This is a genomic window from Thiocapsa sp. C2-2m (assembly GCF_041903745.1).
Taxonomy (GTDB): Bacteria; Pseudomonadota; Gammaproteobacteria; order Chromatiales; family Chromatiaceae; genus Thiocapsa; species Thiocapsa roseilacustris.
Genome location: NZ_JBBWVD010000006.1, coordinates 35,494 through 55,468, shown reverse-complemented (window position 1 = coordinate 55,468; position 19,975 = coordinate 35,494). Strand labels below are relative to the sequence as shown.

Sequence of the window (19,975 nt, the reverse complement as noted above, 5' to 3'; positions counted from 1 at the left end):
CTGGTTGCGTGCCTATCGGCCACGCCCTGCCTCGGGACCTGGGGAGCACTACCTTGCCCGATCGAGAGGCATGTACTATATATGACACATGACATTCGGAATCTACATCCGCGAGCAGCGCGAAGCCCGGCGCGTCGCCGACAAGGCGTACTCGCTGCGGCAGGTCGCCCAGCGCATCGGCGTGGAGCCGGCGTATCTGAGCAAGGTCGAGCGCGGCGAGGTGGCGCCGCCTTCCGAGGCGACGATTCGCAAGCTCGCCGTGGATCTCGACGAGGACGTGGATGTTCTGCTGGCGATGGCGGGAAAAGTCTCGTCGGATCTGCAAGCCATCATCCGGGCGCGCCCTCGGCTGTTTGCGGAGGTTCTACGCCAGCTGCGGGAATGTCCGGACGATGCGATCCTTCGGGTGGTGCGGGAAGTCAGAGACGGTGAGTGGTAGATCAATCAAGGGAGCACACACATGATCGAGATCAAGAACGACCGACTCCACTTCAGCTTTCCGCAGGTCCATCCCGAGGCGGGTTGCCGGATCGATTTCCAGCGCACCCTGCGGATCCCCGACGACAACCGCGACTACCCTCTTCCGCCGGGTTTGGGGCCGTTTCCGTTGCAGCACGTGGATGACTTCAAGGACGCGGTTCCCGCGGACTGGATCCGCCATGGCGGGGTCTTTCTGCCGATGTATCAGGCGGAAGCCTTGTGGATCAACTTCGGCGGGAGCTATCCCTGCGCAGTCAAAATCGCGGCCGGGAAGATCAACGCGGTCACCGGCAAGGCTTGGCGGAACCCGCTGGCCGGCAAGCGACAGGATTACGTGGTGGTGCCGGATCAGCCCTGGCTGGACGGCTTTGCCGTGAGTCGCGGGGTGATCCGCCAGTTTGTCGCGATGCCGCTCGGGGCGGGTTATATCGCCGAGGAGCAGTTGACCGGGACCGGCGAGCACGGCGGTATCCAGATCGTCGTCTATCCGATGAAGGCGGCGGTGTATGAGAAGCTGCGTGCGGCGGAGGCAAGACGGGGCGCTATGCTTGAGATGATGTGCTGCGAGGCGCTGCCATGTCCATCAATGGGCCTCGCCCCCGGCGGACTGATGCGCCAGGAGATCTACGACGACGACTACGGCGTGGAGGCGTGGGACCAGTCCGCCGGCTCACGCTGTTTTGTGCATCTGCTGAACAGTTTGGGGTATCTCTCGGTCACCGGGTACCGACCGCCTCAGCCGTCGCCGACGGCTGCGGATTACACGCGTGCCGGCTTACCCTGGTTCGAGTATTTCGACGCCGAGCGGGAGGCCCTCGAGGGCGCAGCGAAGCTGGCCGGTCTGGACAGTGTGGCAGCGATGTCGATCAAGAAGGGGGCCGGAGTTATTGCGGACAACGGGCCGATCGGGACACCGAAGGTGAAGGCGCTCGGGCCAGCGGGGGCGGTGCGCGAGGGTGAGTTTTGATCCACCGAATCGGGCATGACGGTTACCGCAAGGGGCATCGACGGCGGCTTGCCGGCATCACCACCCGAGGGAAGAATCAGGATGAGCATTGGACAGAACACGCTGGATTGGCTGCGTACCGACCTGTTCCAGGTCGACGCGGCCTGGTCGGAGGAGACCGCGCGCGGGTTCCGCTGGTGGCCGCATCGGCAGGCGCAGACGCTGGAGGTCATCGGCCGGGAAGCCGGGCCGGACGGTGCGCCGGCGGCTCTGGTGCAAGTGCGCACCGAGCTGCTGCGCGACCTGGATCTCGACGAGGAGGTCTTGGCGGTGCTCCAGGCGGTCTCGCTGCGCACGGCGGGGATGGCCGGCCCGGTCTATGACCCGGCGCGCCGCACCCTGGATCTCTGCACACTCGTGCGGGTCTACGCGGACACCGACGACTGGATGCGGCGTCTGATCGGCCTGGCCGCCATGCTGCAGATCCGTGATGCCGATCGGGGCGCGGCGGCCATCGCCGAGGCGGTCGGTGCAAGGCCCGCGCAGAGTGGCCATCCCGAGCGGGGAGCGCGCGCGGAGCCGGATACGTTGATCGCCGAGGCCCTGCTGCGACTCGATGCCGAGGGCCGGGCGGCGTCACGCTGGCCGGGCGATGAGCTCGTGCGCTTCGCCGAGACCTATCTGGACCAGTCCCCTGCCCTTTTGGGTACCGGGGACGCGACGGGCTTCACGGTGGAGTTCCCCCACGGCAAGCGCGCCTCCTCGCTCTGCGAGGTTGCCACGGATCAGACCCACCCCTGGTATGGCCACGGCCTTGCGTTGCGGCAGCGGTTCCCCGTGTCGGTGACATCGGACGTGGAGGGGCGGCACCTGGCGCTCGAGCTGAACGCTCGCGCCCTGAGCGAGGCACCGATGGGCTACGGGTTCGGCAGCTTCGGCTACGAGGAGGGGACGCTTGCGTTCCAGGCGTTCTTCCCGAATCCGGCCTATCAGTTGGGGTTGGTGACGAATCTGTATCTGTCATGTGCCGAGCGGGCGCGGATGCTGTCGGTGCTGCTGACCGGGGTGGATTGGACGGAGGAGTCGTTCGATCCGGGGCGGTCGGCGATGGGGCGGATGATGCATGGGTTGGAAGACGATTGATGCCCGCTCGGAGCTGGGGACGCTGAACCGGGTCGGGACCGGCGCACCTGATATGTCACCTGCTGGCGCGGAGTCCGGGCAGTCAGGACAGCGAAGATCAACACCGGAGAGTTAGGATGACCAAGGCAACACCCACGCCCATGGCAGCAGAGGACGACAAACAGGGCCTCGCCCGCCTCGCCCAATTCGAGGACTGCGCCTCGGCGATCGACGGACTCTTTCAGCAGGCGCTGGCGACAACCGGGGCCGGTGCCTTCGACGCGTTCCTGGACTTCGTACGCAGCTTCAAGAGCCTCTCGGTCTACAACGCCATGCTGGTGCGGGTCCAGCGACCGGGTGCCGCGGCGGTGGCCAGTCGCCGGGAGTGGCGCAAGCGTGGTCGCACCGTCCTGGCCGATGCCATCCCGATCGTCCTTCTGCAACCGTTCGGGCCGGTGCGCTTCGTCTACGAGGTGAGCGATACGGAGGGTCGCGAGATCCCCGGCGAGAAGGCGTCCTCGCTGTTCGCCGCCGGGGAGCTGCCGCAGAAGGTCTACGACAACACCCGCAAGGCGGCCGAGAAGTTCGGGATCACCGTTGTCGAGACCGACCGGTACGGCGCTCTGCTCGCGGGGACGGCGGCCGGGATCTCGGTTCAACCGGTGCTGGATCCGGCCCGAAAGACGCTGCCGTTTCGGGTGAAGCTGAACGCCAAGCATGATTTGCCGACGCGCTTTGCGACCCTCGCGCATGAGCTCGGGCACATCTACTGCGGGCACATCGGTCGGGACCGCAAAGGCCGATGGCCCGACCGCTCCCATCTGTCGGTCGAGCTGTGCGAGATGGAGGCCGAAGCGGTCGCCTGGCTGGTGTGCCAACGCAACGGGGTTCAAGCGCGCTCGAAGGAGTATCTCGGTTCGCTCATCGGCCAGGTCGATCCGGGGCAGGTCAGCCTCTACGCGATCTTCGAGGCGGCGAATCGGGTGGAGTCGCGGACGCAGCCGGTGGAGTGGGCATAGCGACCGGGCGTGAGCCGGGCCGATGCCGACCGCGGCCGATGTCGAGACCAGACCAGGAGTGATGCGATGACCGCCGAAGACCACCACGACCTGAACCGCTTCGTCCGGGCGCAGGAGCACGCCTATGCCCCCGCCCTTGCCGAGATCCGCTCGGGACGCAAGCGCACGCACTGGATGTGGTACATCTTCCCGCAGCTCGATGGGCTCGGATTCAGCGAGAAGGCGCGGCGGTATGCGATCCGCGGTCTCGACGAGGCGCGGGCGTATCTGGAGCATCCGCTGCTCGGGCCGAGGCTCGTCGAGTGCGCCGAGGCGGTGCTCGCCGTTCAGGGGCGCTCGGCGCGGGAGATCTTCGGGACGCCGGATGATCTGAAGCTGCGTTCGTGTTCGACGCTGTTTGCGGAGGTGTCGCCGGAGGGGTCGGTGTTCCATCGCCTGATCGAGGTCTTCTTCGGCGGCGCGCCGGACGGGCGCACCCTGACCCTCCTCGGGCAAGCCACCGACCGGGCTTGACCCGCAGTGATGGCTCAGTCCGTCAGCCGCACCACCCCCGAAACGATCCCGAGGATCTCGATTTCGTCGTGCCGCAGACAGATCGGCGCCATCTCCGGGTTGGCCGGCTGCAGGCGGATCCCGTCGGGCTCGACATAGAAGCGTTTGAGGGTGACCTGCTCGCCCTTGATGAGTGCCACCACGGTCTCGCCGTTCTCGGCGGTTTGGCGCTTCTCGACGAGGATGATGTCGCCGTCCTGGATCTGGTCGTCGGTCATGGAGTGACCGCGCACCCGCAGTGCGTAGCTGTTCTTGCGCACCATGTGGCGCGGGACCGTGACGCTCCCGAGATCCTCCGGGGTCTCGACCGGGCGGCCGGCGGCGACATAGCCGAGGAGGGGGATCTGCAGGCAGTGACAAGCTCGACACCCTCGGTAAGAGAAGGATTGGCGCTTCGCATCAAAAAATTCTTTGTCCAACCTTCGCCGCAAAACTCGCCAAACTACGTTCTGAGTTCGACCACGGCTTGAGGCGACCGCCGCCTCAGACCACAGGAGTTCTTCAGACCTCCTGCACCGTGCGCCGCAAGCCATCACACCTATGCGGGAGGGTAAGTCATGTCGGTCGGTTGTTTCGGTAAGTCACTCAGCTGTAACACGGAATACAAAGACGCGTGGGGACGTGTCAGAACAAAGCGGTATCGCGATGAGTATGGCGAGGCGTTCCGACGTGCGATCGGATACAAGGACTACTTGCCCGGACAGGTGCGAAGGTATTCTACGGAAGAGATCGAAGCCCTGACCCGCGCGCGTCAAGGTGCGGCGAAGACGTAGGCGCCCGGTCTGACATGAATGCCAGATCCCGTCGCGTCCCCTTGAGCGTCTGCTATCGTCGCGAAAGTCTGTGGTCGTTCCGTTGCAGCACACAAAGGAGGTTATGTACTACTGAGGGGGGCGGGGACATGGGCGAGCTGGTGAGGACAACCTCGGGGGTTCTGGAAAGCGCGGGCGGCGCGTCCGGGATGCCGGCGCTGATCGTGCGCGCCGGCGGTCAGGCCGAAAAACGCTTCATGGAGTTTTTCGCCGCGCAGATCAGGAACCGCAACACGCGCGAGGCGTATTTGCGGGCCGTGCGCGATTTCCTCGACTGGGCCGAGTCCGTCGGCGTCGGCGAGCTTCTCGACATCGAGCCGATGCACGTCGCCACCTGGGTCGAGCTCAAGATGCGCGGCTACGAGGCGCAAAGCGTCAAGCAGCAGCTCGCCGCCCTGCGCCACTTCTTCGACTGGCTGGTCATGGGCCAGGTCCTGACCATCAACCCGGCGGGCTTCGTCCGAGGTCCGAAGTTCTCTTGCGCCGTCGGCAAGACACCGATCCTCTCCCCGAACGAGACAAGGAGGCTCATCCGCGCGATCCCGACCGATACGCTCGTCGGGCTGCGCGACCGGGCGCTCATCGGGCTCATGGTCTACACCTTCGCCCGCGTCTCCGCCGCCGTCGGCATGAACGTCAAGGATGTCTTCCCGAAACAGGATGCCCTGTGGGTTCGGTTGCACGAGAAAGGCGGCAAGCGCCACGAGATGCCCTGCCAGCACAATCTCAAGGATTGGCTGCGGGAGTACATCGATGCCGCCGGGATCGGCGAAGACGGCAACGGTCCCCTCTTCCGCACGGTGGACCGCAAGACCAAGACGCTCGGCTCAACCCGGCTCGACCGGCAACGCGCCTGGGCGATGGTCAAGCGCCGGGCGCGCGAGGACGGGATCGATGCGCCCGGCATCTGTAACCACACCTTCCGGGGGACCGGCATCACGGCCTATCTTGAGAACCCCGAGGCCAAGCTGGAGCACGCGCAGCGCATGGCCGCGCACGCGGACCCCAAGACCACCCGGCTCTATGACCGGCGAGGGGATCAGGTGTCGATGGATGAGGTGGAAAGGATTGGCATTTAAATGGGAGTGCCGTCCATCAACAGGTGGTCGCGGGACGGCTATACAGGACCGCCGAAAGGCGCGTAACTCCTGAGCGCCAGATGGGCGACTTTCGGATACGGCTTTTCCGTTCATGCCGCTGCAATTGTATGTTCTGCCTCCACGGCATCGTCATCTACTTCTATGTCTTCGCCTTCTTCCGGTATGTCGCCCATAAACGGCGTTTTGCCGGTGGCTTGCTCTATCAGCGCCAAGAGCCTCTTTTGTCGATCCGCCATGAACTCCTCGAACTGATCCGCATACAATAGCGACGGGGCGATCAGATGAGAGGTAAGATAAGTATCGAGCTTCTCGCGCGCTATTGGTGGCGTTTCTTTATCACCCTTCTGCAATTTTGCAAGGTACTCTGATGGTGACACTCCACCGATAATCCGATTTGTTCGGTAAGAAAGTGGCGTTTTGTTGATGATGGAGTCATAAACATCAGCTTTGATATTCTGCTTTTTGCACCAATCCTGCGGGAATATGTGGTGAATATCGACATTCTCCTCGAAGAACACTGTGTGGCCGAACTGCTGACCAGACCGAAAGTCGAGCGCACCCTCCTTCATCAAAAGCGCGTTCACGCCCTTGTATGCTGCGGACAGGCGCATGCGCATGGTTTTCAACCTATCGGCTCGGAACATGGTTTCGCTCACTGTTGATGGTTCGGGGCCACCTTTCAACCAAGCCGGAACTTCCATAAAATCGCGAGCTATGCGAGTGTCGACCGCTGAACCATAAAGCTCACCAAATACGCCGTTCCAATACCAACGGACCAGCTTCTCTCGGTTAGCCTCATGCTCCCAAGCGTCGCCAATGTCCGCTAGTATTGCAGCCAACGGAATCAGTTGAGACTGATATGGAAGGTCAAAAATGCGGTAGATGTGGAGGAGGTGCAAGAACTTCGCCGCCTTCATAAAGCCTTGTTCCACCTGCTTCTCATGTCGGGTGTATGCATCAAGAGGTAGATTTAGTAAGGATTGGCGGTTACCTGTCACGGCGGGAAGTTCTTTGCCCTGCTTGCCCGCGGCCTCTGCTGCACGTCGCCGGTCGCGTGTATGGAACAGCGCGATGGCCTGAAGAAAATCCGTATTGGCAACATTCTTGAGGATTCCGCTATCTGCCCCAGCAAGCCGGAGCGCTTCTGCAAAGCGGTAATGTCGTCCCTTGACGTGTTCGTCTCCGTACCAATCTTTTCGTAATTCATGACCAGACGCTGCATACATTGCTGTCACCAGCTCAAATGCATCTAGTGGTTTGCCGCCAGTGTTTACTTTCTCGAACACAACGCATACAGCTTCCTTCGATGTTGATTGATCAAGGGTGATTACTGGCACATGGTAGCCCTTGAAATTCTCTAGTATCTGCTTTTTGAAATCACGAAACTCCGTGCGAATACTCTTGTGTTCGTCGCCGCTCCAGTGCTCATCGAAACCGTCTTGCCAATTGTCCCAGTCGAAAACCTGAGAAACCGGGTACATGAGATTGGCATATTCCAGTTCGGCTGATGTAAGATTCAACACCTCTTCGCGGCCAAAATCGGTCCGCACAACTTTATCTTCAGGGATGCTAATAATCGCTTCTTCTCTGTCCATTGCAGGATCGAGGGCTTTCCTGATGTCAATATAAAACCAGCGTTTTACTTTCTTCTTTTTTGGGGTAACTGTTTCGACGACATGCCCCCGCAAGCTGACCTGATACAAAGAGGTCATCCGTTGTTGACCATCAAGAAGTAACGACCGAGGGGCGGTCTGTTTTGCGGTAATCGGAGCTCCTTCGATGGGCCGTGGCTTGAAATCGACGGAGCCGCCCCTGTCAAGTGTCATCAACGCGCCAACAGGGAATGCCCGCGAAACAGAAGCTATCAGACTTTTGATGCGGTCTTCATCCCACACCCAACTGCGCTGAAAGTCCGGTAATTGCAACACTCCGTTATGGCACTCGTCGAGAAGTTCCTTCAAGCGTATTGGGTTCGTCTTAAAAGTTGATCCGGTCATTGTATCATTCCCCCTTGTCCTTCATGACAAATCGCCCAATAGCGGCAGGGCCTTCACGATCTCCATCGTTTCCAAGCTGACGGTAATGACGCGCTGAAAGAGTTTCAGCGGATAGGCCGGATCGCCGGCGGTTTCGATGGCGTAGCGGTTGGCATCGTTGACGATGCCGCTATTCTTGTCGGTCTTCACGCATTGGCGCTCCATCACCCATTCTAGGGCCGGTTTGCCATTGACGATGTACTCATAGGATTCGAGCGGAATGCCAGTGATGGTGATATTGCTGTTGTAGATCACCGTGGTTTTGTCGAGGTTCGGGCGTTTTCCGCCGAATTTCATCTTTTCGACGCGGTAGAAGCTGACCGGATCGTCGGGCGCAAACAGACGGGTGTCACCACGGCTGAAAATGACGGGGTAAGGCTCCACCGTCTCATACCCGCAATGCAGGTCGCCCAGTCTACGGCCAGCGGTGACCAATGCCAAGAAGTCGGCGGGGCTTTTCACCGCAGGAATGCGAGGTAGCTCCTTAGACAGATTCTCGGCATAACGACTGCGGTAGTCCTCGGAATGGAGCACGCCATAGACGTAATAGAAGAGGTCATCCTTGGTAATCTTCTCGCCTGGATAAGCGGTCTGAAAATGAGATAGCCCCTCCTCGGTAATAGCGTCCCGGTGCGGCACGTCTTTAGGGACGCTGCTGCTTACCAGCATATCACTTTGCCCTTTCTCATCCATTGCCGCTGCTTCCACATCATAAATGTAGCGTGGGAAGCATTGGCTGCCGCCATCCGTTTGTTGCTCTGGTATGGCGTTCATCATTAGAGCCAAATGCCCATCGCCGCCCCAACGGCTCTTTATCATGATGACACGGTTCGCCGCATCCTTGTGCGGGAACAACCGCGGCATCTGGAGAACCATTTCGTTAAAATTTCTGTTGTAATACAGCCATTGACGCGTGAAGGGACGATAAACACTAATCGTCAATGCATCAGGATCGTATTGAAATTTTTTTCCCTTTACTAGATCGCCTTTGAGCGCACGGCTCCAACTTACTTTTGATGGGTCGGCATCAATGAAACTATCGACTGCCGCTTCTCGGGCCTTACGGTCAGTCATCCGGAACGCCGCGCCGAATTGATCGACTTGCATATTATAAAAATGGATCATCTGGCGCATATTGTCTGAAAGAGCCTTGCGACTTGCATTGAAGACCCAGATGTCCCGATTGGTCATGATGCCACCGGAATAGGTCTCAAAAATCTTAGTGCCACTACCTTTGCTTTTGTCTCCCATTACAAGGTAATCGTCGAATCTTATATCTCTTTGATTGAGCCAATCCCCGTGTTTGTCAGGTACAATGTTTCTCCAACCGTTCGCGCATTCGACCCCGCTGATGCTTCCGAATCCGGCGACGATGGCTAATTTCTGCTCACGGGACAAATAATCGCCAATGTCATAGAAACGAATGCGGCCATGATCTGATGACTTAGAATTTTTTACCAGGATGGTAATTGCTATCGGTGCGCGGCTGCCACTCCCAAAAATCTTTCCCCCTTCCCGCCTGGAGCGCTCTCCAGATGTGCGCTGATTCCCGCGCAGGTGAAATACATGAATGCTGGTGAATTCGTCGGCAAAACATTTCCGTAAGCCATCTGCTGCGTTGCCGTCTATCCAACCGGCGTTTGATACGAATGCCACAACTCCAGCATCGCCTATTCTGTCGCTTGCCCATCGGATAGCGCGAATGTAGCTATCGTACAAAGAATTTTTTAAGGTAGCCGTTGATCTAGCTGCATATGTTTCTTCAATTCGCCCATCCAATCTTGGGTAACTAAGATTAGCCGCATTATCGTTGGCGCTCTCTTGTCCCTTTGAATATGGAGGGTTGCCAAAAATAACGCGAATATCCAGCTCTTTCTGGCGTGACCGGCGGGTGCTATTATCGGCCATAAGGTCGCTGATAAGGTCGCGTTCCTGCTCGTAAAGCTGGAAGGTATCAGTCAGACAGATACCCTCAAACGGCACATACTCGCCGCCGGCGAGGCCATGATAAGCGGCCTCGATGTTAATGGCGGCGATATAGTAGGCCAACAACACGATTTCGTTGGCATGAATCTCGTGCTGGTATTTGTGCGCCAGTTCATCAGATTTAATAAGGCCGGATTGCAGCAGACGAGTGATAAAGGTACCTGTGCCGGTGAAGGGGTCAAGGATGTGAACTCCCTTGCTTCCCAAGGTCTGTCCGAATTCCCTTTGCAGCACTTCGTTAACGGAATGGATGATAAAATCGACTACTTCAACAGGGGTATAGACGATACCGAGGCGCTCGGTCATTTTTGGAAAGGCGTTGCGGAAGAACTTATCGTAAAGCTCGACAATGATCTTCTGCTTGGCCTGAGCGTTGTCGATGTTAGTGGCTCGGCGCTTTACGCTCTCGTAAAATTTCTGAAGGCTCTCGGATTCCTTCTCCAGATTATGTTCGTCCAGCTTATCGAGAACCTGTTGCATCGCCCGTGAAACGGGGTTGTGGCTAGAAAAACTGTAGCCCTCGAACAATGCCTCGAACACGGGGCGGGTGATGATGTGCTGAGCCAGCATTTCGATGGCCTCGGCCTCGTTGATGCTGTCGTTTAAATCGTCCTTGATCTCGGCTAGGAAGGCATCGAAGGCTTGGCGCTCTGGCGCATCATGCTTCTCCACCAAAGCGGTAATGCGCGTGATGTGAGTCTGGGCGATTTTGGCAATGTCGGCAGCCCAATCCTCCCAATAGTCGCGCCGGCCGCATTTCTTGACGATCTTGGCCATGATCGCCTTAGAGAACTCGTCGAATGCGAAGCTGTTCTGAAAGGGTGCTACCGGCTTGCCGCTGCCTGGATCGCCCTCGTCGTCATCTTCTGGTGAGTGACCGTGGCCGATATTGGGACTAGTGCCTTTTTTGTCTTTATGGGTAGGCAGCTTGTTGGTGACGGCGATAACCTCGATGTGATCGGATACGTCAACTCCAAGGTCGGCCTTGTTTATCATGGCGTCGAAGCGTTCGTCGTGCGAACGCAAAGCATTCAAAATCTGCCAGACGACGCGGTAACGCTCGTTATCATTCAAGGCATCTTCCGGTGCAACTCCAGCCGGAACGCCGATAGGCAGGATGACATAGCCCATGTTCTTGTCTTTGGCGCGGCGCATGACACGCCCCACAGACTGCACCACATCGATCTGTGACCGGCGCGGGTGCATAAAGAGAATGGCCTCCAAGGCGGGAACGTCCACGCCTTCCGACAAACAGCGTGCATTGGTTAGGATGCGACACGAATTTTCGCCGTGCTCGTCCTTCAGCCAGTTCAGAAGGCGGTCGCGAGACTTAGCATTGAATGTTCCATCTACATGCTCCAACTGGCATTCGAGCGGATGGGCATCGCCCTCGGTTTCTTTGCCCTCTTCGGATTCCAGATATTCGGAGATGACAGCAGCAAATTCCTGCTGGATCATTTGGGATGTCGCGATATCCTTGCAGAAGGCAAGCGCCCGTTTCATCGGCTGTGGATCGGTAAGAAGCTCTCCTTTCAGGCCATGCTTGGCCAGAGCCTTATAGCAACCAATGATCTTGGTCGCGTCATCCAACTTCATTTCGGATGTGCCGTCAGCCAAGCGCTTTTGAACGCCGGTGCTGACCATCTGCTCGTCCACGGCAAGCACTAAAACCTTATAGTCGGTCAGTAACTTGTGTTCGACGGCCCAGCCGAAACCGCGAGCAAAGAGGGTATCGCCGAAATACGCATGGTTATCCATATCGTAGAGAACGGCAGACACCTCGCTCGCTTTTGCTCTGACGGCCTCACCGAAGACTTTCGGTGTCGCCGTCATGTACAGGCGCTTTTTGCCGGCGATAACCTTCTGGTCGTGAACCTTGACGAAGTTGCTGTCATCCTCACCGTCCAAGGTCGCGCCGGTCGTGCGATGCGCTTCATCACAAATAATCAAATCGAATTCAGGAAGACCGTGCTTCTGCTGTGCGTTTGAAATAACCTGTATCGAGTGATAGGTAGCGAATATCACCGTCATCTTGTCGGCGGCAGGGTGCTTGGCGCTAGCAGCTAGCTTTGCTGCGTCGGTAGTGGCGGGAAAAGCCAGATCAAGAAAATCGATCTCAGCCACGTCTTCGGCATTCACACGGCGTTTGCCGACCTGTGTATCTGAACAGACGGCGAAGGATCGCAATGACGTGTCGGCGTCTGCTGTCCATTCGCGGACGGTTTGAGACATCAAGGCCAGCGATGGGACAAGGAAGAGAACGAACCCGCCGAGACCGGCCTGATCTTCTGCAATCTTCAGGCTAGTGAATGTCTTACCCGTGCCGCAAGCCATAATCAGCTTGCCTCGATCGGCCTTTTCAAGGCCGGATCGGACAGCGGCAACCGCGTCCTTCTGGTGTGTCTGGAGAGTTTTCTTCTTCGCTAGAACGATTTCGCCCTTGGCCGCGAAGAGTTCCCACTGGATAGAACTTGCCTCAAAGTCAGCAAGGCTCAGGCGCGTGGTAATAAGCGCTTGGCCGCGCAGCATCGTTTCCGCGTTCTCGCTCCAAGGCACATCTGTTGTGTCGATGATGACACGGCGCTTGAACGGCTCCTTCCCTGATGCAGAAATGAAGCTGTCTATATCTTCCTTTCTGATGCGATGCTTGGAGTCGTAGAACTTGCACTGGATTGCTGCAAAGCCTTCCTCGCCGCGTAATGTGGCAACCAGATCGATACCAGTGTCGCGCCCGTCCCAGCCCTGCGATAACGCCCAATCCTTGTAGGTATGAACTGCCTCATATTGCTGGACTTGCACCGGATCATGGGTAAGAAAGGCAATCGCCAAGCGCTCGAAATACGTCCCCTTTTCGCGCTCGGTGCGGGCCGCTTCGCGGTACGAACTTAGAAGGTCTCTCAAGGCATTCATGCGCTCTTTCCTACCGTTAGTATTTCTCGAACGGGAGGCGATACATCTCCTCGCTCACGTCCTGTGTTGCCGCGCATCTTGCCGGCAGCGCCCCAATGATTGGTGTCGATCCCGAGATTTGCGTCGTTGTCGTTGTTCTTTTTCGCGATCCGAGTCATCTGCGTTCCTTTTGAAAAACCAATCAAACCAACCTAATCAATCATTTCGTGGGATGGAAGGGAAACTTCCCGATCAGGGCAGCTACACGCTCCCCATGATCTCGCCGATCCACGCCTCCAGCAGAGCTGTGAGGCGGCTCGCCGCGGCCTTAAGTTCGTTCGGGATCGCGTAGTTGACCCATTCGTCGGTCCCGATCCCCGCGAGCCTTGCCCGGTCACCCATGATACGGTGCAGGGCTTTCGCCGCGTCCGCGATGTCCGCGAGCCGCGCCGAGAGCGGATCAATCGGCAGGCTCTCCAGCACCCGGATGAAGGAGCCCAGCACATCGCCGCGCACGAAGGCACTGCCCTCGATGGGATCGAGCTCCCATTTCACCGCCTGGCGGACAGCATCCCCGGTCCGGCTCTCGATGTCGGCGTTCTTCGCCCCCTCGACATAGCCCGCAAAACGGCTGACGCCGACTAGCACCGCGACAAACAGCGGGCCGTGCGAACGCAGGATTTCGGCGTCTGGTATCGAACTCATGCCCCTCTCGATCCTCCGTTTCGGAAACGCCATAGGTTCCCGCGGTTGGCGTTCCCAAAGCCGACAGCCGGCATCTCCCTAGCTCTCCCCTTCGCCCGACTCCGAACATCCCGCAAGATCTCGGCGAACACATGCCCCCGGTTCATATCCAGATTCAACGGCAACGACAGCCCTGCGATCAGGCTCTCCTCCAACACCCAAGGCACCGGATCTACAAACCAGGTTACAAACGCGTTCTCGGCCATCCATCCCGACAGAGCAATCTCCCCATCGGCAAAGGTCATCCGCTTACCACTCCCGACCCGCCGCAACTCAATGCCGAGCGTCTCCGAGAGCAGACACCCGAGCGTGAGCCGCAGGGTCGAGCCCTCGGCATTGCCGCGGTAGTGATAGCGAACGCGATCGACGAGCCGCTGGGTGCTGGGACGGGCGCCGTTCTTCGGCGGCGCCTTCGGGGCAATTCCGATGTAGAGCAGGGTCAGATCCCCGCAGCGGTGACAGTCCGCCGTCGGAACGCCAGGCGGGACGTCACGGAAGTACCAGGCGTAGACACCCGGCTCGCGCGGAACCGGCGAGGGTGAAGCGAGCACCTCGGCGCGTGACCAGAGACGGGCAGGGGCGAGCATCTGGGGCCGCAAGGCGATTGGTTCACTCCTATGCCGTTGCACGATACCGCTCCACGCACCCCTCAAGCCTAGCCTTTGCAGTTTGCTGAATCCGCTTCAGAAGAACAAAGGTCACCGCGGCGCGTTCGAAGCGTTCCATCAGAGTTCGCTTCGGATAGAGCGTCAGGTGCACCGCCATCTCGGTATCCGCATGGGCACGGTGATCGTGCCCGGTCACCGGGAGTCCCGGGTAAATCAGCAAAGTGCCGAGCTGGAGATTCGGCGCCACCGGCCGGGTGCGTCGGGACTGCAGGGTTGCCGTGCTCATCGGCACGAGGGTTGGCGATGGCCGGCGGGATAGCAGGGGGGACTGGACGAGATCAAGGATTCGCCTCGAGCGAATACTGCACCAGCTCAATCACACGTCGGCTGCCTCCTTGACCGGTGGTGACCGACTTCACGCTGCGTTTTACCTCAGGCACGTACCAGGAGACATCGGTGCCAGGAATGCTCTCCCCGGAGCTTGGGTCGTAGAGCTCCGTTCGGAGGCTGACTTTGATGGCGCGGAAGGTCCCGGCTGGAACGGTGACCACGTCCCAGCCCTCGACCACGCCCGCGACCGTATGTGTGCGGACGGCGCCCGAGCGGATGTCGGTCTCGGTCGTGGTCTGCTGCCATGTCTTGCCCGGAAACAGCGGAAAGTCGTAGTACTTCAGTGGCGGGGAGTAGTCCCGCCCGGAGCCGTTGGGGCTGCGGCTCGCGAGAAGATTCCACTGCCGATCGAAGCGCAACGTCCGCGGCTTTGCATTCTTGCTGTCGAGACTGAGCGACGATAGGACCACGTTCGGCGCGATTGCCGTCACGGTGCGGCGTGTCGTCAGGCTCGCGGCGGAACCGTCCGGGTCCTCCGACGCGTAGACGTAGGTGTCACCAACCCGAATCGGCGGAGGACCGACCTGCCCAAACGGGTCCTGCGACGGCGGGTGGCGCTGGGGCTGAGCCTGGTCCCGGAGTGGCGGGTCCCGCAGCTCGGGCGCTGCGGGGGGCGGCACCGGCGACGCGCTCAGCGACACATAGCTGACCTTGCCCTCCGAGAACGCGACTTCGCCGCCGGCGTAATGCCAGAGTTCGGCATCCGGCGGGATGACCTCTTTACGCATCGGTTCGCCGCGGGCTTGCAGCACCTGCGGCATCGTCATGTCCTTCAGCACCCTGCCGGCTTGGATCGCCGCGACGATCTCGGCATCCGCATCAGCATCCGCATCGGCGGCGTCCGGCGCCGCCGGCGCATTGCCTGGATCGGCGCCAGACCCATCCGTAGCCGATGGCGGCGCTGTCTCCTCAACGGTCGCCACGACAGGACCAAAACCGAGCAGCCCGGCCACCAGCAACAGCGCCAGGGTGCGGGGCAATATGCAGGGGACCGATCGCTGTGGCATCGGGTGTCGGCAGCAATCTCGAGCGGTGGGCGAACTGGACCGGTTCATGGATGACTCCCCGTCGACGCGGCAGTTGCGCGACCTTGCTCAGTGAGCTTGACCATCGCCTCCATCGCCGCCCGCACGGCTCTGGAGTGCCCTTCCAGTGCAAGGAAGGCCAGCACGAGCGCGACGGATAGAAAGATCCCAAGCGCTCCGCCGATAACCGATAGCGTGACCCAACTCTGCGCCTGGGCCTCCAGCACGCGGCGCTCATGCTGGTTCATCAGGTCTCGGTTCCGCGCCAAGGCCTGCTCGCGCGCGGATTCGGCTGCCTGGCGCGCCGCCCAGTATTCCTCCTGTAGTTGTTCGGCTTCCGCCGCCTCTTGCGCGAGGACCGACTGCCAGGCTTCGCAAAGTCCCAGATAGAATGCGTCGACGTTGGACGCAGTCAGCCGCGGACGGACCTCGTCGAACGCGCGCCGGTAATTCGTGAGGAAGCGCTGGTCGGACGCTTTGGTCCCGCAGCGCCCCGGCACCTGTTCTGCCACCTTGTACGCGGCGAAGTAGGCCGGGTTGACCTCTGGTTCGACGGTGCGCGCAATATCCCGTGCTATCGCCTGCAGCGGCGTCGGCTCCGGCTCGACCGTGGGTGCCGAGGCCGCCGCCGGTGCCGCCAGCGGCGCAGGCGCAAGCCTCAGCGCGAACGACAGCTCTGCGGGGGCCGATGGGAGGCCGTACGTATCCCTCGCGACCACGCGGACGGTAAAGGAGCGGCTGGTGGGCTCGGTGATGTCCCGCAGCGTGTCGCGGAGTTCGGTCACGAGCGCTGCCCTGGCCGCCAAGCCGACCCGCTTCCCGGCACCGTCACGAACACGCTCGAACAGCTCCGCATCCGGTCCTCCGATCAGACTCACGCCTTCCGGAAATGGTGCCAGCCCATTAGAGGTCTCGGCGACGAAATGCCCGAGGACCTGACTCTCGGACGGCGGCGCGCTGAGAGTTCCAGCAGTGACATTGAAGCGAACGGCGCTCGGCGGTTCGAGGCGCGCCCGCACCAAGGCCAGGTCGACGGCGCGATCAGATGCATCGACGAGAGGCTCGCCGGCCTGGTCGGATGGCGGAACGGCGACCAGTGCGGGTTGGCCGACCGTCGACACCTGCAGGAAGATGACATATAAAATCCCACCGATTACGACGACCAGGCAGGTCAGCGCGATCAGAAGATAGACGCCCCGCGCGATCGGCAACACCAACGCGCTCTGCAGCCGGAGCAGCCAGCGCCGGCCTTGCCTGTCAGTCTCGTTCATCATGACCTCCGTTTGCCTCCCATTCCGTTGTAACGCCGGTTCATAAGCCGATTCGCATCGCCGCCGATGGTCGCCATGGTCGAGGGGACACCCTAACGAACCAGATACCGCTCGAACACCCAGCCGACCTCGCCTTGGAAGCCGGTCCTGCACCAACGCCCGTCGGCCTCGCTCGTGACGCATTCATCCAATGTCAGCACCGTGTTGTGCGGGATCTTCAACAGCCGTTTGCCGCGTCGAATGCTCGGCTCGCTGCGCAAGGCTAGAAAGCCATCACCAGGCGTGTTAACGCTTGCCGTATTGCGGCGTGAAGGCGGCTCTACGGCCTCTTGATCTTCAGACGGTATTGGCGCCGGACGCGCATTCGATTGCCCGGCTGGGTCGTCCCACACCGGCAGCTCCCGGAGATCCACATAGCTCGCCTTGCCATCGGCGAATGCCACCTCGCCATCGGGGTAGTGCCAGAGCGCCGAATCCGGCGGAATCACCTCGATCCGCGCGGGCGCGCCGCGGGCGAGCATCACCTGTTCCATCGTCATCGCCTTGAGCACGGTACCGGTTAGGATCGCGTCCGTGATCTCGGCACCGTGCGCGTCTACCAGCGCCCTTCGCCGTGTCTGCTCCGGAGTTTCAGCGGGCGCTGACGCCTCGGCGACCGGCGCGAGAACGGCGGGCGTGCTTGAACCCTCCGGTTCGGCGGCTTGCGTCGGTCCAAAAACCAAGGGGAGCGCGGCCATGATCGTCGGTAGACAGCCCTGGATCATTCGCATCGCTGGGATTCCTGCATCGTTGCGTTGCAACAAGGACCTACAGCAACCGCATATCGTGCGAACTGTTTCGCGTAGCAACCCGTCTGCGGCCCCCGGCTACTCCGCCTTGGCGGATGCCGTCGCGCAACAAAGCCTGGTCGGGACCGAACTGACGCCGATCCGCGAGTCGTTCCACCATAGTCGCCGACGAAGTCCGCAACCTCGGCCATAACCTGGCTGGCCGGCGGTGCCTCGCGCAACATGGCGTTGCTGATCCCGGTGAAGTGCTCGATAAACGAAGGGATGCGCCGACCGGCATTCATCAGGCTCTGGTACTGATCGACGATGCAACCATCACGGATCAAGACTGCTGCGATCTCGGTCGCGCGATCGCCGAAGTCCGGCGACAGTCCCGTCGCCTCGAAGTCGATCACCACCACGGGTTCCATGGCCACTCCGCGTCGTTCCAGTCCGATCCAGGTATCCGTGGGTTCAATGCTGAGCCATCACCATGCCGTGGTGTCCCGCGCCCCGGTGTCCGTGCCTGTGACTGCGGGAGGGCGTCATCGTCACGGCGACGATAACGGGAGCATAGCACCCTGAGTCATGATCGGCCGACACTGGACGTTGACTTTGGTCAAGATTGCGCCGCGCACCGGCAGCGGTGTGGCGCGTTGAGCGGATCGGCGCGGAGCGATGGCCATCACCGAGGGCGTGCTTCGCTGCGGGTTGTGGCGCGGTGAGTCGACCGTTGCCGCCACGGTTCCGATCGGGTTGGGTGTTCGCTCCTCCCCCGCCAACCGGGCGGCGTTCGTGCCGGCGAGATGGGGGTCAGCCGCCCGCTGCGTCATCCTCTATCCTCTTGACGAGGGGCTGGCGGCTGTCCCGGTGCGCCTCCATCACCGCGTCGCCATCAGTCGAGGGTATTCATCGGGATCACGATGTTGACCAGTTTCCAGAACACGCCGTCACGTTTCAGCACGAAACGGGTCTCTCCGCCGGTGTCGTTGGGAACCCACACCGAAAACGTGCTCAACGTGTCGTAAGACATGCGAGCGTCGCGGAAGAGATCCTCGCGATCGGCCGTCGATGGCGAGCGAGACGATGGGGTCGACCCCGTGGGTGGCTCGCGCCCCTCCATGACGCTGGCCAGCGCGCTGGGCGTGACGAAGTTGTCCACGAGGCCGTCGACGAGGCTGGTCGCCAGTCCTGCGAGCAGCAGACCCAAGGGGTTGTCGTCGGCATCTTTGGCCGCGCTCTTCATCAGGAGGATGTTGAACTGCTCTTTCAGGTTCTGCCGCAGGGTCGGAAACTCGATGTTGTCCGCCAGCAGCTCGGCATCGTTTTCGACGATCCCCGTCTTGATGGCGCCGATCGTCAGGTACGGCCCCGCAGCGGCGTAGCCGACAACGCCGATGACCACAAGGGCCACGATCCAGACGATGTTTTTCATGGTTGATCTCCAGAGGTCCGTGTCGAGATCCATTCGGCACTGGCGGCGTGCCAGGCGATGCGATCATGAGGCGCGAGGACGACGGAACCATGTCGCGGCGGGGTTTCCCGCGACGGGTGCATCGTGCTTGCCGGGGGACGAGCTTACACCCGTCCGGGCTAAGCCGCCGTGGTCAGCCATATCGAGATTCAGCGCACCCGGGACGACCCTCGACGGCCCCTCCCCCGTGCACCCCATCCGAGCCGACCACCCACGAGGATCGCCATGCCCGAGTCCACGTCTGATTGGAAACGGCTGTTCGTGAGCGGCCTTCGACCGGCTGAGCCGGTCATCGGCAAGGCTTGGGGACAGGCGTCAGAAGGTCTCGCTGTTCCAGCCGAACAGATGCCGGGGCGGGGCGGTGAACTCGATGTAGACCCGCTCGGGCGAAATGCCGAGCGTGTCAGTCAGCAGGGTACAGAGCGCGCGTGAAAACTCGGGCGTGCGCGACTCGGGTAGCCCCAGGCTCTTGAGTTCCAAATAGGCGGCTGGGTCGGCCGTGCCGGCGAATATCAGGTCGCGTCCGCTCTCCAGGATCACCATGACATAGGACTCGGGTTTGCCGAGGATCTCGGCGACGGTGCGCGACACGCGGGCCATCAGCGCGGGGCGCGACTCGGGGGTGATCTCGGCATTGGTCAGCAGGCGCAGTGTAGGCATGGGCGGGTCCTCGTGTGCGTTGATAGTGGAAGACGATGCGCTCGAGCGGGATCGAGCTTGGCGTCGAGGCCGGCGTGGGTCATGGTTGCGGCAA

Annotated in this window: 17 protein-coding genes and 1 pseudogene; 6 read left to right on the top strand and 12 right to left on the bottom strand. The window is 60.7% G+C overall.

The features are described 5' to 3' along the window. Window positions 1-88: 88 nt before the first annotated feature. From AADX97_RS06015 to AADX97_RS05995, 5 genes are all read left to right on the top strand, one after another. Entirely contained in the window at window positions 89-439 is a 351-nt protein-coding gene (locus AADX97_RS06015; RefSeq protein WP_374233935.1) for a helix-turn-helix domain-containing protein, read from the top strand. A 21-nt stretch (window positions 440-460) separates the two neighbouring features. Further along, on the top strand, window positions 461-1,447 hold the full coding sequence (locus AADX97_RS06010; RefSeq protein WP_374233936.1) for a hypothetical protein: 987 nt from the start codon (window positions 461-463) through the stop codon (window positions 1,445-1,447). Window positions 1,448-1,528: 81 nt separating this feature from the next. Then, a complete protein-coding gene (locus AADX97_RS06005) occupies window positions 1,529-2,569 on the top strand; it encodes a hypothetical protein (protein ID WP_374233937.1) in 1,041 nt (346 codons plus the stop codon). Window positions 2,570-2,685: 116 nt separating this feature from the next. Then, entirely contained in the window at window positions 2,686-3,567 is an 882-nt protein-coding gene (locus tag AADX97_RS06000) for an ImmA/IrrE family metallo-endopeptidase (RefSeq protein WP_374233938.1), read from the top strand. Window positions 3,568-3,633: 66 nt separating this feature from the next. Continuing rightward, on the top strand, window positions 3,634-4,080 hold the full coding sequence (locus tag AADX97_RS05995) for a DUF1810 domain-containing protein (protein WP_374233939.1): 447 nt from the start codon (window positions 3,634-3,636) through the stop codon (window positions 4,078-4,080). Window positions 4,081-4,094: 14 nt separating this feature from the next. Here AADX97_RS05995 and lexA read toward each other — a convergent pair whose 3' ends face one another. Beyond that, window positions 4,095-4,538 carry a transcriptional repressor LexA gene (lexA, locus tag AADX97_RS05990; protein ID WP_374233940.1) on the bottom strand — a complete coding sequence of 148 codons (444 nt, stop codon included), beginning with the start codon at window positions 4,536-4,538 and terminating at the stop codon, window positions 4,095-4,097. Between the two features lie 482 nt (window positions 4,539-5,020). On the opposite strand from lexA, the gene AADX97_RS05985 reads away from it, so the two are divergent. Beyond that, a complete protein-coding gene (locus AADX97_RS05985) occupies window positions 5,021-6,010 on the top strand; it encodes a tyrosine-type recombinase/integrase (RefSeq protein ID WP_374233941.1) in 990 nt (329 codons plus the stop codon). Window positions 6,011-6,120: 110 nt separating this feature from the next. Here the strand turns inward: AADX97_RS05985 and AADX97_RS05980 are convergent, their stop codons facing one another. The 11 genes and pseudogenes from AADX97_RS05980 to AADX97_RS05930 form a co-directional block, all read right to left on the bottom strand. Further along, window positions 6,121-7,992, bottom strand: a complete 1,872-nt coding sequence (locus tag AADX97_RS05980; protein ID WP_374233942.1) for a DUF262 domain-containing protein — start codon at window positions 7,990-7,992, stop codon at window positions 6,121-6,123. A gap of 57 nt (window positions 7,993-8,049) precedes the next feature. Then, window positions 8,050-12,963, bottom strand: coding sequence for a DEAD/DEAH box helicase (locus tag AADX97_RS05975; RefSeq protein WP_374233943.1), 4,914 nt, complete (start codon window positions 12,961-12,963; stop codon window positions 8,050-8,052). A gap of 240 nt (window positions 12,964-13,203) precedes the next feature. Beyond that, a complete protein-coding gene (locus tag AADX97_RS05970) occupies window positions 13,204-13,647 on the bottom strand; it encodes a hypothetical protein (RefSeq protein ID WP_374233944.1) in 444 nt (147 codons plus the stop codon). Further along, window positions 13,644-14,273, bottom strand: a complete 630-nt coding sequence (locus AADX97_RS05965; protein ID WP_374233945.1) for a GIY-YIG nuclease family protein — start codon at window positions 14,271-14,273, stop codon at window positions 13,644-13,646. The genes AADX97_RS05970 and AADX97_RS05965 overlap by 4 nt, the downstream gene beginning before the upstream one ends. A 28-nt stretch (window positions 14,274-14,301) precedes the next feature. Further along, on the bottom strand, window positions 14,302-14,580 hold the full coding sequence (locus AADX97_RS05960) for a hypothetical protein (RefSeq protein WP_374233946.1): 279 nt from the start codon (window positions 14,578-14,580) through the stop codon (window positions 14,302-14,304). Between the two features lie 52 nt (window positions 14,581-14,632). Continuing rightward, window positions 14,633-15,664 (bottom strand): hypothetical protein, encoded by a 1,032-nt coding sequence (locus AADX97_RS05955; protein ID WP_374233947.1) that lies wholly within the window; start codon window positions 15,662-15,664, stop codon window positions 14,633-14,635. A gap of 71 nt (window positions 15,665-15,735) precedes the next feature. Continuing rightward, window positions 15,736-16,923 carry a hypothetical protein gene (locus AADX97_RS05950; protein ID WP_374233949.1) on the bottom strand — a complete coding sequence of 396 codons (1,188 nt, stop codon included), beginning with the start codon at window positions 16,921-16,923 and terminating at the stop codon, window positions 15,736-15,738. 149 nt (window positions 16,924-17,072) lie between these two features. Next, window positions 17,073-17,750 carry a hypothetical protein gene (locus AADX97_RS05945; protein ID WP_374233950.1) on the bottom strand — a complete coding sequence of 226 codons (678 nt, stop codon included), beginning with the start codon at window positions 17,748-17,750 and terminating at the stop codon, window positions 17,073-17,075. Between the two features lie 182 nt (window positions 17,751-17,932). Then, a pseudogene (locus AADX97_RS05940) lies at window positions 17,933-18,178 on the bottom strand (PolC-type DNA polymerase III); the annotation flags it as partial. Window positions 18,179-18,642: 464 nt separating this feature from the next. Continuing rightward, complete coding sequence (locus AADX97_RS05935; RefSeq protein ID WP_374233951.1) at window positions 18,643-19,182, bottom strand: DUF2939 domain-containing protein; 540 nt, start codon at window positions 19,180-19,182, stop codon at window positions 18,643-18,645. 354 nt (window positions 19,183-19,536) lie between these two features. Further along, entirely contained in the window at window positions 19,537-19,881 is a 345-nt protein-coding gene (locus AADX97_RS05930; protein WP_374233952.1) for a phenylpyruvate tautomerase MIF-related protein, read from the bottom strand. Between the last annotated feature and the right edge of the window lie 94 nt (window positions 19,882-19,975).

Coding starts and splice junctions, on each gene's coding strand:
- AADX97_RS06015 (WP_374233935.1), top strand. CDS start 89: ATGACATTCGGAATCTACATCCGCGAGCAGCGCGAAGCCCGGCGCGTC.
- AADX97_RS06010 (WP_374233936.1), top strand. CDS start 461: ATGATCGAGATCAAGAACGACCGACTCCACTTCAGCTTTCCGCAGGTC.
- AADX97_RS06005 (WP_374233937.1), top strand. CDS start 1,529: ATGAGCATTGGACAGAACACGCTGGATTGGCTGCGTACCGACCTGTTC.
- AADX97_RS06000 (WP_374233938.1), top strand. CDS start 2,686: ATGACCAAGGCAACACCCACGCCCATGGCAGCAGAGGACGACAAACAG.
- AADX97_RS05995 (WP_374233939.1), top strand. CDS start 3,634: ATGACCGCCGAAGACCACCACGACCTGAACCGCTTCGTCCGGGCGCAG.
- AADX97_RS05985 (WP_374233941.1), top strand. CDS start 5,021: ATGGGCGAGCTGGTGAGGACAACCTCGGGGGTTCTGGAAAGCGCGGGC.
- AADX97_RS05975 (WP_374233943.1), bottom strand. CDS start 12,963: ATGAATGCCTTGAGAGACCTTCTAAGTTCGTACCGCGAAGCGGCCCGC.
- AADX97_RS05970 (WP_374233944.1), bottom strand. CDS start 13,647: ATGAGTTCGATACCAGACGCCGAAATCCTGCGTTCGCACGGCCCGCTG.
- AADX97_RS05965 (WP_374233945.1), bottom strand. CDS start 14,273: ATGCTCGCCCCTGCCCGTCTCTGGTCACGCGCCGAGGTGCTCGCTTCA.
- AADX97_RS05960 (WP_374233946.1), bottom strand. CDS start 14,580: ATGAGCACGGCAACCCTGCAGTCCCGACGCACCCGGCCGGTGGCGCCG.
- AADX97_RS05945 (WP_374233950.1), bottom strand. CDS start 17,750: ATGCGAATGATCCAGGGCTGTCTACCGACGATCATGGCCGCGCTCCCC.
- AADX97_RS05935 (WP_374233951.1), bottom strand. CDS start 19,182: ATGAAAAACATCGTCTGGATCGTGGCCCTTGTGGTCATCGGCGTTGTC.
- AADX97_RS05930 (WP_374233952.1), bottom strand. CDS start 19,881: ATGCCTACACTGCGCCTGCTGACCAATGCCGAGATCACCCCCGAGTCG.